Annotated in this window: 10 protein-coding genes; 3 read left to right on the forward strand and 7 right to left on the reverse strand. The window is 71.4% G+C overall.

Annotated features, from left to right (window positions below; translation table 11 throughout):
- Window positions 1–7 precede the first annotated feature (7 nt).
- The 3 genes from ACIQZN_RS13125 to ACIQZN_RS13135 all read right to left on the reverse strand — a co-directional run bounded on the left by ACIQZN_RS13125 (window position 8) and on the right by ACIQZN_RS13135 (window position 4494).
- Complete coding sequence (locus tag ACIQZN_RS13125) at window positions 8–2146, reverse strand: prolyl oligopeptidase family serine peptidase (RefSeq protein ID WP_403991725.1); 2139 nt, start codon at window positions 2144–2146, stop codon at window positions 8–10.
- A gap of 76 nt (window positions 2147–2222) precedes the next feature.
- Window positions 2223–3815, reverse strand: a complete 1593-nt coding sequence (locus ACIQZN_RS13130) for an MDR family MFS transporter (RefSeq protein WP_403991728.1) — start codon at window positions 3813–3815, stop codon at window positions 2223–2225.
- Window positions 3816–3891: 76 nt separating this feature from the next.
- Complete coding sequence (locus tag ACIQZN_RS13135) at window positions 3892–4494, reverse strand: TetR family transcriptional regulator (RefSeq protein WP_403991731.1); 603 nt, start codon at window positions 4492–4494, stop codon at window positions 3892–3894.
- 135 nt (window positions 4495–4629) lie between these two features.
- Here ACIQZN_RS13135 and ACIQZN_RS13140 point away from each other — a divergent pair, with 135 nt between their 5' ends.
- Window positions 4630–5418, forward strand: a complete 789-nt coding sequence (locus ACIQZN_RS13140) for a maleylpyruvate isomerase family mycothiol-dependent enzyme (protein ID WP_403991734.1) — start codon at window positions 4630–4632, stop codon at window positions 5416–5418.
- A gap of 16 nt (window positions 5419–5434) precedes the next feature.
- On the opposite strand, the gene ACIQZN_RS13145 is transcribed toward ACIQZN_RS13140, so the two are convergent.
- From ACIQZN_RS13145 to chvE, 4 genes are all read right to left on the reverse strand, one after another.
- A complete protein-coding gene (locus tag ACIQZN_RS13145) occupies window positions 5435–6406 on the reverse strand; it encodes a DUF6215 domain-containing protein (protein ID WP_403991737.1) in 972 nt (323 codons plus the stop codon).
- A gap of 98 nt (window positions 6407–6504) precedes the next feature.
- Window positions 6505–7752 (reverse strand): multiple monosaccharide ABC transporter permease, encoded by a 1248-nt coding sequence (mmsB, locus tag ACIQZN_RS13150; RefSeq protein WP_403991740.1) that lies wholly within the window; start codon window positions 7750–7752, stop codon window positions 6505–6507.
- On the reverse strand, window positions 7749–9296 hold the full coding sequence (gene mmsA / locus ACIQZN_RS13155) for a multiple monosaccharide ABC transporter ATP-binding protein (protein WP_403992303.1): 1548 nt from the start codon (window positions 9294–9296) through the stop codon (window positions 7749–7751). The genes mmsB and mmsA overlap by 4 nt, the downstream gene beginning before the upstream one ends.
- 44 nt (window positions 9297–9340) lie before the next feature.
- Complete coding sequence (gene chvE / locus ACIQZN_RS13160; protein ID WP_403991743.1) at window positions 9341–10450, reverse strand: multiple monosaccharide ABC transporter substrate-binding protein; 1110 nt, start codon at window positions 10448–10450, stop codon at window positions 9341–9343.
- Window positions 10451–10767: 317 nt separating this feature from the next.
- Between chvE and araB the strand changes: the two genes are divergently transcribed.
- The gene (gene araB, locus ACIQZN_RS13165; RefSeq protein WP_403991746.1) at window positions 10768–12474 is read left to right on the forward strand and encodes a ribulokinase; all 1707 of its coding nucleotides are present in this window, start codon (window positions 10768–10770) and stop codon (window positions 12472–12474) included.
- A gap of 45 nt (window positions 12475–12519) precedes the next feature.
- Window positions 12520–14028, forward strand: a complete 1509-nt coding sequence (gene araA, locus ACIQZN_RS13170; RefSeq protein ID WP_403991749.1) for an L-arabinose isomerase — start codon at window positions 12520–12522, stop codon at window positions 14026–14028.
- The last annotated feature ends 31 nt before the right edge of the window (window positions 14029–14059 follow it).

A 14059-nucleotide genomic window follows, 5' to 3' on the forward strand; every position in this document is an offset into this window, starting at 1 on the left:
CAGGCCGTCAGACCCCCAACGACCTCCGCAGGAAGTCCCGCTCAAGACGCAGCAGCCCGCTCGCCGTGCGGTCCCGGCCCACCAGATGACCGGCCCCGGACAGCGGCAGCACCGTGTGCGGGCGGCCGGCGGCGAGCAGGGCCGAGGAGAGCCGCAGCGTGTGCGCCACGGTGACGTTGTCGTCGCCGAGCCCGTGCACCAGCATCAGCGGGCGGGTCAGCGAAGCGGCCTCGTCCAGCAGCGAGTTGCGGTCGTAGTTCTCCGGCAGCACGTCCGGGTGGCCCAGGAAGCGCTCCTCCCAGTGGGTGTCGTAGAGCCGCCGGTCCGCCGGGGCCGCGCCCGCCACCGCCGCGTGGAAGACCTCCGGGTGCCGGAGCACCGCAGCCGCCGCGAGGTACCCGCTGAACGACCAGCCGCGCATCGCCACCCGGGTCAGGTCCAGCTCCGGGCGGTCGGCGGCCACCGCGTGCAGGGCGTCGATCTGGTCCTCCAGGACGGCCGTCAGGCGGTCGCCGTGCACCGACTTCTCCCACGCCTCGCCGCGCCCCGGCGTCCCGCGCCCGTCCGTGACGAGGACCGCGAACCCCTGCTCGGCGAACCACTGGGCCACCGCCGTCCACCACGTCCGCACCTTCAGCACGACCTGCATGCCGTGACCGGCGTACGGGCTCAGCAGCACCGGCAGCGGTCCGTCGCCCGGCCGGTGCCAGGACGGCAGGTAGAGGCGGCTGCGCAGCTCGCGCGCGCCGAGGCTCAGGGCCAGCGGGCGCGGGGTGACGAGCGGTTCCTCGGCCAGGACGGCGATCCGGCCCGCCTCCACGCCGTCCCGCAGCACGGTCACCGTTTGGCCCTCCGGCGTCCGGCTGTCGAGGACCACCACCGGGCCGCCGGCCGCTGCGGTGTGCACACCGGGCGTGCCGGAGACCCGAGCCAGGCCGCCCCCGGCCGCGTCGTACGACCAGACGTGGACCTCCGTGGGCTCCTCGCCGCCCGTGAAGTACACCCGCCCGTCCGCCGCCCCGAGCACCTCGCGCACCTCCAGGCCCGGGGGCGTCGCGGCACCGCCGATGTCCAGGCCCTGGGTGTCGCCGCCGGGATGCGCGGGGACGACGAGCGCGCCGGACGGCAGGCGCAGCGGGGTGCCCGGGCGCAGGGACACCCAGGCGGGGTCGTGGGCGCGGTGCACGGTCGTCGTGCCCCCGGTCGCCTCGTCCACCGCCAGGACGTGCACCGAGCGCTGGTCCCTGGTCTGTACGGAGACCAGCGGGCCCCGGTCGTCCCAGCCCGCCGCCACCACGTACTCGAACGCCCGGTCCGTCCAGGCGGATTCGGGGTGCCCGTCGCCCGCCGCCTCGGGGAGGCGGACGGCGGTGCGCTCGCCGGAGAGCCGCACGAGGTGCAGCGAGACCTTCGCGTTGGGGGTCCCGGCGGCCGGGTACGCGAGCTCGCGGGGTGGCCGTTCGGGGTGGGCGGGGTCGGTGAGATAGTGGCGCCGGACGCGGGAGGTGTCGGTGCGGGCGACCAGGAGGGCGTCGCCGCGCGGGGACCACCAGTAGCCGCGCGGACGGCCGATGGACTCCTGCGACACGTAGTCGGACAGGCCGTACGTGAGGGACGCGCCGTCCGGGCCGGCGAGCGCGCGGTCGCCGGTGCCGTCCGCCCGTACCGTACGCAGCGCGCCGCCGGAGACGTACGCGATCAGCGAGCCGTCCGGGGAGGGGCGGGGGTCCACGGCGGGGCCGGCCGTGGGCAGCCGGCGGGGTGCGGAGCCGTCCGTGGGGACGAGCCAGAGGGTGCCCGCGAGGGCGAAGGCCGCCAGGCGCACCGAGGCGTCGGTGGCGTACGAGACGACGCCGGACGAGGTCTCGTGGGCGCGCTCGCGCCGGGCCCGCTCCTCAGGCGGGACCTCGCCGGGGTCGTCCTCCGCGAAGCCCGGTCCGAGCGGGTCGGCGAGCATCCGCTCCGTGCCGTTCTCGTACAGCCAGAGCCGGCTCACCGGGTCGGTGCCCGAGGTGCCCCGGACGAAGAGGACCCGCTCGCCGTCCGGGGAGACGGTGAACTGCCGGGGCACGCCCAGCGAGAAGCGCCGGGTGCGGGCGAACTGGTCGGGGAAGAGGTCGGCGGGCGAGGGGGAGGGGTCGGTCATCTCGACACCATGACAGGTGGTGCGGCGCGGAAGCCGTCCGGGGCCCGTTCACCGTGAACGGGCCCCGGACGGGGGGTCAGTGCGCGGCCGGCTGGGCCGCCGCCGTCTCCTCCGCCAGGCGCTCCATGCCGCTCTGGGTGCGCAGCGGCTTCTCCTTGATGAAGAGGACCGCGACGAGTGCCAGGAACGCGAAGGGGGCGCCGATCAGGAAGACGTCGGCGGTGGCGACGCCGTACGCGTTCTCCACGATGACGCGCGCCGGTTCCGGCAGCTTGCTGAGCTCGGGGACCCCGCCGCCGGTGCCGCCGCCGGCCGCCCCGCCGAAGCCCTTCTTCAGCTCCTCGGCCACCCGGTGGCCGAGAACCGCGCCGAGCGCGCTCGTACCGATGGCGCCGCCGAGGCTGCGGAAGAACGACAGGACCGAGGTGGCCGCGCCCAGTTCGGAGGCGGGCACGTCGTTCTGGGCGGCCAGGACGAGGTTCTGCATCAGCATGCCGACGCCGACGCCGAGGACCACCATGTAGACGCTGAGCAGGGCGAACGAGGAGTCGGCGCCGATCGTGGAGAGCAGCCCCATGCCCGCGGTCATGATGACGCCGCCCGCGATGAGGAAGCCCTTCCACTTGCCCCGGGCGGAGATGATCTGGCCGGCCACGGTCGTCGAGACCATCAGACCGAGGATCATCGGCAGGCTCATCAGGCCCGCGATCGTCGGGGACTTGCCCAACGAGATCTGGAAGTACTGCGAGAGGAACACCGTGCCGCCGAACATGGCGACACCGACCAGCAGGCTCGCCACGGTCGTCAGCGCCACCGTGCGGTTGCGGAAGATGTCGAGCGGGATGATCGGTTCCGCGACCCGGGACTCGACCCAGACCGCGGTGGCCAGCAGCACCACACCGGCGGAGACGAGCGCGGCGGTCTGCCAGGACGCCCAGTCGAAGTTGTTGCCCGCGAGGGTCACCCACAGCAGCAGCGAGCTGACGCCGCTCATGATGAGTACGGCACCGACGTAGTCGATCCTCACCTCGCGGCGGATCGTCGGCAGCTTCAGGGTCAGCTGGAGCAGCACGATCGCGAGCAGCGCGAACGGCACACCGATGAAGAAGCACCAGCGCCAGCCCAGCCAGGACGTGTCCACCAGGACCCCGCCGATGAGCGGACCCGCGACCGTGCCGACGGCGAAGACGGCACCGAAGATGCCGGAGTAGCGGCCGAGTTCGCGCGGCGGGATGATCGCCGCCATCACGACCTGGGCGAGCGCGGTCAGACCGCCCGCGCCGATGCCCTGCACGACACGGCTGACGATGAGCAGCCCCACGCTGTGCGAGAAGCCGGCGACGAGCGAGCCGACCACGAACATCGACAGCGAGAGCTGGATGAGCAGCTTCTTGTCGTACAGATCGGAGAGCTTGCCCCAGATCGGCACGGTCGCCGTCATGGCGAGGAGTTCGGCCGTGACGACCCAGGTGTACGAGGACTGGGTGCCGTGCAGGTCGGCGATGATCCGGGGCAGGGCGTTGGAGACGACCGTGGAGGCCAGGATGGCGACGAACATGCCGGCCATCAGGCCCGACATGGCCTGGAGTATCTGGCGGCGCGTCATGCCTGACGCGGCCCCCTCGGTCTTACCGGCGGCGCCGGTTTCGGGTGTGACGGCAGCGGTCATCGGCTGACGTTCCTCATTCTCTGGTGACTGGCTCCGCGCCCAGTGGTACGGGCGCGGAGGGTGGTGCGGTGGGGGCTCAGCCCTTCAGGCCGGCGGCCAGCGAGGCGAACGCCTCGCGGTACAGGCTCTGGAAGGTACGGGTACGGCCCGTGGCCACCCAGACCTCGACGGCGGCCCGCACGGCGGCGACGGCCGCATGCGCGAGGAGCCGGGGATAGAGGTCGGTCTCGGGGTCCTGGCCGAGGCGCTCGGCGACGACGGCGACCATCGCGGTCTCGTCGGCGCCCCGGGCGGCCAGGAAGTTGGGGAGCAGCGCCGGGCTCTTCTTCAGCACCTCCATCTGGAGCTCCCAGCGCTCGTGGTCCTCCTCGATGGAGGCGAGCTCCTGCGCGATGGCCTCGCTGAGGGCGTCGAGCGCGGTCAGGTGCTCTGGGGCGTTGAGCACGGCCCGGCGGGTCCGTTCGGCGGTCTCCTGGACGGGGCGCGTGATCGCGTCCTCCAGGCACGGGAAGTAGTTGAAGAACGTGCGTACGGAGACCCCGACGGCATCCGTGACCGCTTCCACGGTCACCTGCTCGAAGCCCCGGTCCGCGGCCATCCGCAGCGCCGCGCCCGCCAGGGCGTCACGCGTGGCGCGCTTCTTGCGTTCACGCAGCCCCAGGGGCGGGTCGTCGCTCATGAAGGTGCATGCTATGCAATTTTGCAGCCCGGGCAAAATTTTAGGGAGGCGGTCGAGGGCGCGGGCGGGGCGCGGGCGAGGCGCGGGCGCGTAAATCGGTGTCCGGTGCGTGGATCTCGGTGATAGGCAGTCCCGGTGACCTCACCTCATGACTTCACCACCCTGCTGCGGCTCATCGACGAGCGGTCCGCGGCCTTCCGCGCCGCGATAGCCTCCGCGCCAGGCTTCGACGCGCCCGTGCCGGGCTGCCCCGGCTGGGATCTGTACGACCTCGCCCAGCACTTGGGCGGCGGTGACCGCTACTGGGCCGACATCGTCCGGGCCGGCCCCGCCGCCGCCCCGCCCGCCGAGGCCCTGGTCGCCCGCGCCGCCCTCGTCGCGCCGCGCGACCCGGAAGCGGTGGTGGCCTGGCTCGCCGAGTCCACGGGGCAACTGCTCGACGCGCTCCGGGACGCGGGTCCGGAGCACGGCTGCTGGACCTGGTGGGCGCCGGCCCGGACACCGCAGAACGCCTGGGGTGTCGCCCGCCACCGGGTGCAGGAGAGCGCGGTGCACACGTACGACGCCCAGTGCGCCCTGGGTACACCGGAGCCGCTGCCGGAGGAGGTGGGGCTCGACGGTGTCGAGGAGTTCCTGTTCACCTGCGTCGCGACGCCGAGCCCCTGGCCGCATGCGCCGGCCGCCTTCGACTTCCACGCCTCCGAGGGCCGCTCCTGGCGCCTCGTGGTCGACGCCGATGGTGCCCGCCCCGACCGCATTCCCGCGCCCACCGCCGAGGGCGCCGGCACGGCCGGGGTGGCCGCCCGGGGTCCGGCCGGCGACCTGGTCCTCTATCTGTACGACCGGATCCCGGCGGAGGCCCTGCGGATCGACGGGGACGGGAAGCTGTTCGACCTGCTCCGGGACTGGGAGCCGGAGGCGTAGGGGCCGGCGCCTCGGCTCAGCCGGGCTGTCCGGGGAGCGTCGGGAGGATCTTCTCCACGATGCCGAGGATGACGTCGTCCTCGGGCAGGACCGCCCCGGACTTACTCCACACCGTGAAGTCGAAGGTGCCGCCCGGGTCCTTGCGGTCGAGGGCCACGGTCAGCGTCCTCGCCAGGGGGCCTTCCGTGGCGGTGCTGCTGGATCCCTCGCCCCCGATACGGAACTGCATGAGGTGGTCGGAGGTGAAGACCGCGGGCCGGCCGAGGACCTTGTCCGTCCGGTGGTCCATCGTCTGGGGCGCCAGCACCTTCGCGTACTGGGCGACCGTCAGGTGGTTGTACGTGGCCGAGAACTCCACGGTGTACGTGTCGAACTGGACCCGGGCCTCCGATTCGGCGACCTTGTCGGCGGTCAGGGACGCGGTGCCGCTGTTGCCGTACGCCACCAGCGGCGTTTCACCGGGCGTGCCGAGGAGGTCCGCCAGGTCGGAGCGGTTGAGCGCCTTGCACAGCTCGTTGCCGGTGACCGCGCCCGGCGTCCGGGCGTACGCCTTCGGCAGCTTCTTCCCGGGGTCGTTGTCCGAGCAGGTGGCGGGCTTCCGGGCAGCGGCGGTGCCGTCCCCCGTGACGCGGGGAGCCAGCCACACCGCGCCCACGAGCGCACCGACCAGGGCCAGGGCCACGAAGACCTGGGCCGCGGTGTTGGGCCCCTTCTTCGCCGGCGCCGCCGGACCGTCGACAGGGCGCGGCTGCACCTGCGGCGCCGGGGCGCCGGCCGCCTCCCTGCGGGCGCGCCAGGCGTGGCGCACCGTACGGATGCGGAACGCGGTGAGGGCGAGGAGGGCCACGCCGAGACCGGCCATGATCCACCGGGACTCGGATTCGGTGACGGCGTTGAACACCATGCCTACGCCGAAGAGGGAGCCGCCCAGGATGAGCAGGGGTTCGCGTACCCAGAAGGGCAGAACGCGGAGTATGAGACCGAGCATTCGGTGATCTCAGCAGAGCGTGATCATCTGCGCAATCGACTTCCGGGAACGGTTGGTGCCGCCGGCCCGGACCGGCGGCACCAACCATCCCCCGCGGGTCAGGCGCCCGCCCTCCGCTTGTTCCACACGTCGAAGCCGACCGCCGCCAGCAGCACCAGGCCCTTGATGACCTGCTGCCAGTCGGTGCCGACCCCCACCAGGTTCATCCCGTTGTTGAGCACACCGAGGACCAGGCCGCCGATGATCGCACCCAGCACGGTGCCCACACCGCCGCTCATCGACGCACCACCGATGAACGCGGCCGCGATGGCCTCCAGTTCGAAGTTCACCCCCGCCTTCGGCGAGGCCGCGTTGAAGCGCGCCGCGAAGACGAGACCGGCCAGCGCCGCGAGCATCCCCATGTTCAGGAAGACCGCGAAGGTCACCTTGCGGTCCTTGACCCCGGACAGCTTCGCGGCGGGCAGGTTGCCGCCGATCGCGTACACATGGCGGCCGATCACCGCGTTCCGCATGACGTAACCGAAGCCGACCAGCAGCACGGCCAGGATCAGCAGCACCACCGGCGCGCCCTTGTAGCTCGCCAGCAGCAGGGTGGTGACCAGCACGGCGGCGACCAGCGCCGTCACCTTCAGCGCGAACAGGCTCGCCGGAAGGGTCTCCAACGTGAACTCGCGCTGCCGCCGGCGGTCCCGCAGCTCCTGGAACACCACATACGCGGCCAGCCCCAGGCCCAGCAGCAGGGTGATGTTGTGGTAGTTGGTCTCCGGCCCCACCTCGGGCAGGAAGCCGTTGGCGACCCGCTGCATGCCCTCCGGGAACGGGCCGAGCGTCTGGCCCTTCAGGAAGATCTCCGTCAGCCCCCGGAACAGCAGCATGCCCGCGAGCGTCACGATGAACGACGGGATGCCGACGTACGCGATGAAGAAGCCCTGGAGCGCTCCCGCGACGGCCCCGAGGAGCAGAGTGAGGATCACGGCGACCGGCCAGGCGAGATGGTGCTCGACCATGAGCACCGCCCCGACGCCTCCGACCAGCGCCATCAGCGAGCCCACCGACAGGTCGATGTGCCCCGAGATGATGACGATCATCATGCCGATGGCCAGGATCAGGATGTAGCTGTTCTGGAGCACCAGATTGGAGACGTTGCGCGGCAGCAGCAGGTCGCCCCCCGTCCAGACCTGGAACAGGAGCACGATCAGACCGAGCGCGAAGAGCATGCCGTACTGGCGCATGTTCCGCCGGACGCCGTCCAGGAGCACCCGGACGACCGGGACTCCCGACGGCGGTGGACCGCCCTCGCCCGAGGGTGGTGTGGCCTTCGTGTGGGTGCTGACGTCGGTGCTCATGACTGCTGTCCTTCGGGTGGTACGGGGGTGGTGTCCTGGGTCATGTGCCGCATCAGCACTTCCTGGGTGGCGTCCTCGCGGGCGACCTCACCGGTCAGCCGGCCGGCGGCCATGGTGTACACGCGGTCGCACATGCCGAGCAGTTCGGGCAGCTCGGAGGAGATGAAGAGGATCGCCTTGCCCTCGGCGGCGAGCCGGTCGATCACGGTGTAGATCTCGAACTTGGCCCCCACGTCCACACCGCGCGTGGGCTCGTCCAGGACGAGGACGTCCGGACCGGTGAGGATCCACTTGCTGAGGACGACCTTCTGCTGGTTGCCCCCGGAGAGCCGGCCGACCGGTTCGAGGACGTTCGGCGTCTTGATGTTCATGCTCCGCCGGTACCGCTCGGCCACCTTGCGTTCCTCGTGGCCGTCCACCACACCGCGCCGGGCGAGGGTGCCGAGCGAGGCGAGCGAGATGTTGCGGCCCACCGAGTCCCCGAGGTCGAGACCGTAGTGCTTGCGGTCCTCGGTGACGTACGCGATGCCGTGCGCAACCGCCTCGGGCACCGTACGGGTACGCACCTCGCGGCCGTCCCGCAGCACGGAGCCCCGCTCGTAATGCCCGTACGAGCGCCCGAAGACACTCATCGCGAGCTCGGTCCGGCCGGCGCCCATGAGCCCGGCGATGCCCACGATCTCGCCGCGCCGGACCTGGAGCGAGACCCCGTCGACCACCTTGCGGCTGCGGTCGAGGGGGTGGCGCACCGTCCAGTCCCGGATCTCCAGGGCGGGTCGGGCGTCGGTCTCGCCGGTGTACGGGGTGCGGTCGGGGAAGCGGCTGTCGAGGTCCCGGCCCACCATGCCGCGGATGATGCGTTCCTCGGTGGTGGCCGGGTCGTTGACGTCCAGGGTCTCGATGGACCGCCCGTCGCGCAGGATGGTGACGGAGTCCGCGATCCGGGCGATCTCGTTCAGCTTGTGCGAGATGATGATCGAAGTGATGCCCTGGTCCTTCAGCTCCCGCATCAGCCGCAGCAGCTTCGCGCTGTCCTCGTCGTTGAGCGCGGCGGTCGGCTCGTCCAGGATCAGCAGCCGGACGTCCTTCGCCAGCGCCTTCGCGATCTCCACCAACTGCTGCTTGCCGACACCGATGTCGGCGACCCGGGTCTCCGGATGGTCGTCCAGACCGACCCGCTTGAGCAGCGCGGACGCCCGGCGCAGCGACTCGCGCCAGTCGATGATCCCGCGCCGGGCCGGCTCGTTGCCCAGGAAGACGTTCTCGGCGATCGACAGATGGGGGACGAGCGCGAGTTCCTGGTGGATGATGACGATCCCGCGCTGCTCGCTGGCGCGGATGTCCTTGAAGTGGCACGGTTCGCCGTCGAAGAGGATCTCGCCCTCGTACGAGCCGTGCGGGTGGACGCCGGAGAGCACCTTCATGAGCGTCGACTTGCCGGCGCCGTTCTCCCCGCACAGGGCGTGCACCTCGCCGCGCCGCACGGAGAGGGTCACCTCGGAGAGCGCCCGGACGCCGGGGAACGTCTTGACGATGGACCGCATGTCGAGGACCGGCCCTGGCGCGGCGGGGGATTCGGGCGCGGCGGTCACCCGAGCTCCTTGGCGTCGATGTAGCCGGAGTCGACCAGGACCTTCCGGTAGTTCGACTTGTCGACGCTGACCGGGTCGAGCAGGAAGGCGGGCACGACCTTCTTGCCGTTGTTGTAGGTCGATTCGTCGTTGACCTCGGGCTTCTTGCCGTTGAGGACCGCGGTCACCATGTCCGCCGCGACCTGGGCCAGGGCACGGGTGTCCTTGTAGACGGTCTGGGTCTGCTGGCCCGCGATGATCGACTTCACCGAGGCGACCTCGGCGTCCTGACCCGTGACGACCGGGAGCGGCTTGGCCTTGCTCCCGTAGTCGTCGGACTTCAGGGCGGACAGGATGCCGATGGAGATGCCGTCGTACGGGGAGAGCACCGCGTCGACGTGTGCGGTGGAGTACGCGGAGGTCAGCAGGTCGTCCATGCGCTTCTGCGCGGTGCCGCCGTCCCAGCGCAGGGTGGTGACCTGGTTGAGCCGGGTCTGCTTGGAGCGCACGACCAGCTGCTTCTTGTCGAAGTAGGGCTTCAGCACCTTCATGGCGCCGTCGAAGAAGTACTTCGTGTTGTTGTCGTCGTTCGACCCGGCGAACAGCTCGATGTTGAACGGGCCCTTCTTCGCGCCGTCCTTCAGCCCCAACTTGTCGACGATGTACGTGGCCTGGAGCTCGCCGACCTTCTCGTTGTCGAAGGAGGCGTAGTAGTCGACGTGCGGGGAGCCCAGGATGAGCCGGTCGTACGAGATCACGGGGATGTCGGCGTCCGCGGCCTGCTGGAGGACGTTGGACAGGGCCTCGCCGTTGATCGCGGCCACGACCAGCGCGTCCACGCCCTGCGTGATCATGTTCTCGATCTGGGCGACCTGCTGGTCGGGGTCGTCCTCGCCGTACTGGAGCGTGGTCGCGAATCCGGCCTTCTTCAGGCTCGCGGTCATGTTCTTGCCGTCGGCGATCCACCGCTCGGAGGACTTGGTGGGCATCGCGATGCCGATGGTGAGGTCCTTCTTGTCCTTCCCCTCCTGGCTGCCCCCCTCACTGTTCTGTCCGCATGCGGTGAGGAGCAGGGCGCAGCCGGTGGTCACCGCCACGAGGGCGGACGCGGCTCGGAAGTTCTTCATGGGCATTACCTGACAATCCCGTCGTGGCGGCGGCCTTGGTGGAGCTCGATTGTTAGCGCTCGCATCCAAGCCGTGCAAGGGTCCTCGACGTCTTTTCTTGCGCCGGTGCACGGCCGTAACCGGAGGAAAGGGAGGTAATCGTGGCGCATCCCGCAGGTTCAACCGGATGACCGCGCTACGCGCGGAGTCGGGTGTCGTCGCCGGGTCGGCCGGTGACGACAAGTGTGCACGCAACCCTTGCCCCCAGGGATTGTGAGCGCTAACAATCAACCAGGGCTGTTGTCGCCCCGCTCACCCCCGACGAGAGAGACCGCATTGTGACGCCACACGCCTCCTCCGGCCCCGCCGGACGTCACCACCCCGACGCCTGCACGGTCGGGGTGGACTTCGGCACCCTGTCCGGGCGCGCCGTGGTGGTCAGGGTCCGCGACGGCGCCGAACTCGGCTCGGCGGTCCACGACTACCGCCACGCCGTCATCGAGGACCGCCTCCCGCTCACCGGCGCACCCCTGCCCCCCGACTGGGCGTTGCAACACCCCGAGGACTGGCGCGACGTGCTCCGCACCGCGGTCCCGGCGGCGGTCGAGGCGGCCGGGGTCGACCCGGCCCGCGTCATCGGCATCGCCACCGACTTCACCGCCTGCACGGTCCTGCCGGCCACCGCCGAGGGCATCCCGCTCGCCCTGCTCCCCGAATGGTCCGACCGCCCGCACGCCTGGCCGAAGCTGTGGAAGCACCACGCCGCGCAGGAGCAGGCCGACCGCATCAACGCCCTCGCGCACGACCGGGGCGAGAAGTGGATCAGCCGGTACGGGGGCCGGATCTCCTCCGAGTGGCAGTTCGCCAAGGCCCTCCAGGTGCTGGAGGAGGACCCCGCGGTCTACGCCGCCTGCGCCCGCTGGATCGAGGCGGCCGACTGGATCGTCTGGCAGCTCACCGGCGCCGAATCGCGCAACACCTGCACCGCCGGCTACAAGGGCATCCACCAGGACGGGGCCTACCCCTCGCCGGCCTTCCTCGGGCAACTCCACCCGGACTTCGCGGACTTCCCCGCCACCCGCCTCGACCACCCGCTCGCGCCCCTGGGCTCCCGCGTCGGCGGGCTCAGCGGCCGCGCCGCCGCCTGGACCGGTCTGCCCGAGGGCATTGCCGTGGCCGCCGGAAACGTCGACGCGCATGTGGCGGCCCCCGCCGCCGGAGCCGTCGAGAACGGCCGCCTGCTCGCCATCATGGGCACCTCCACCTGCCATGTGCTGAACGGCGCCACCCTCGCCGACGTCCCCGGCATCTGCGGGGTCGTCGAGGGCGGCATCGTGGACGGCGCCTACGGCTACGAGGCCGGGCAGAGCGCGGTCGGCGACATCTTCGCCTGGTGGCTCCGGCAGGGCGTACCCGACGACTACCGCACCGAGGCCAGGGACGCCGACGAGGACCTGCACCAGCTGCTGACCCGCAAGGCCGCCGGGCAGCCGGTCGGGGCGCACGGCCTGGTCGCCCTGGACTGGATGAACGGCAACCGCTCCACCCTGGTCGACCACCACCTCTCCGGCGTCGTCGCGGGGCTCACCCTCGACACCCGCCCCGAGGACGTCTACCTCGCCCTCCTCGAATCCACCGCCTACGGCACCCGGGTGATCGTGGAGGCGTTCGAGGACGGCGGGATCCCCGTCGAGGAGTTCATCGTCACCGGCGGCCTGAAGAAGAACGCCCTCCTCATGCAGATCTACGCCGACGTCCTGCGCCGCCCCGTCTCCCTCGGCACCTCCGAGCAGGGGCCCGCCCTCGGCTCCGCCATCCACGCCGCCGTCGCCGCAGGCGCCCACCCGGACGTCCGGACCGCCGCCGCCGCGATGGGCAGCGTCCAGCGGCACGCGTACACCCCGGACCCCGGCCGGGCGGACGCCTACGACGCGCTGTTCCGCGAATACCGCGCCCTGCACGACCACTTCGGCACCGGCGCCGACCTCCTCCTGCACCGCCTGCGCCGCATCCGCAACACCGCGCGCACCGCCACCGCCGGCTGACCGGCACGGACCTGTCTTTCCAGTACAACGAGGAGCACACCCGACATGACGCTCGCCCAGCCCGACCGCGAGATCTGGTTTCTCACCGGGAGCCAGTCCCTCTACGGCGACGAGACCCTGGCCCAGGTCGCCGACCAGTCACGGGTCATCCGCGACACCCTCGCGGACCAGCCGCAGATGACGGTGCGCGTGGTCTGGAAGCCCGTCCTCACCGACGCGGCCGCCATCCGCCGGGTCTGTCTCGACGCGAACGCCGACGACCGGTGCATCGGCCTCATCGCCTGGATGCACACCTTCTCCCCGGCCAAGATGTGGATCGCCGGCCTCGACGCGCTCAGCAAACCCCTGCTCCACCTGCACACCCAGGCCAACCGCCGACTGCCCTGGTCCACCATCGACATGGACTTCATGAACCTGAACCAGGCCGCCCACGGCGACCGCGAGTTCGGCTTCGTGCAGACCCGCCTCGGCGTCCCCCGCAAGACCGTCGCCGGCCACGTCACCACCCCCGAGGTGGTCGACCGCATCGCCGGCTGGGCACGCGCCGCCGTGGGCCGCGCCGAGCTGGCCGATCTCAAGCTCGCCCGGTTCGGCGACAACATGCGCGACGTCGCCGTCACCGAGGGCGACAAGGTCGAGGCCCAGCTGCGGTTCGGTGTCTCGGTCAACACCTACGGCGTCAACGACCTGGTCACCGCCGTCGACGGCGCCGACGAGGACACCGTCACCGCACTCGTCAAGGAATACCAGGACCTCTACACCCTCGCCCCCGAACTGCGACCGGGCGGCGAACGCCACGACTCCCTGCGCTACGCCGCCCGCATCGAGGCCGGACTGCGCGCCTTCCTCACCGAGGGCGGCTTCCGCGCCTTCACCACGAACTTCGAGGACCTCGGCGGGCTGCGCCAGCTCCCCGGGCTCGCCGTCCAGCGCCTGATGGCCGACGGCTACGGCTTCGGCGGGGAGGGCGACTGGAAGACCTCCGTCCTGCTGCGCACCCTCAAGGCCATGGCGCACGGGCTGCCCGGCGGCACGTCGTTCATGGAGGACTACACCTACGACCTCACACCCGGCCAGGAGCTCATCCTCGGCGCCCACATGCTGGAGGTCTGCCCCTCGCTCACCACGGCGACCCCCAGCTGCGAGATCCACCCGCTCTCCATCGGCGGCCGCGAGGACCCGGTCCGGCTGGTCTTCGACGCGGCCCCCGGGCCCGCCGTGGTCGTCGGGCTCGCGGACATGGGCGACCGCTTCCGGCTCGTCGCCAACCACATCGACGTCGTCACCCCGCCGGAGCCGCTGCCCAAACTGCCGGTCGCCCGCGCCGTGTGGCGGCCCAGCCCCGACCTGCGTACCTCCACCGAGGCATGGCTGACGGCCGGCGCACCGCACCACACCGTCCTCACCACCGCAGTCGGCGGCGAGGAGCTGGAAGACCTCGCCGAGATGCTGCGCACCGAACTCGCCGTCATCGACCGGGACACCACCATCCGCCGCTTCACCCGCGAACTGCGCTGGAACCAGGCGTACCACCGGCTGGCCCAGAGCCTGTGACCGCCGCCGACACCTCCACCAGGACGGAGCC

Origin of the sequence: Streptomyces sp. NPDC097595, assembly GCF_044761525.1 — a bacterium.
GTDB lineage: Bacteria > Actinomycetota > Actinomycetes > Streptomycetales > Streptomycetaceae > Streptomyces > Streptomyces drozdowiczii_A.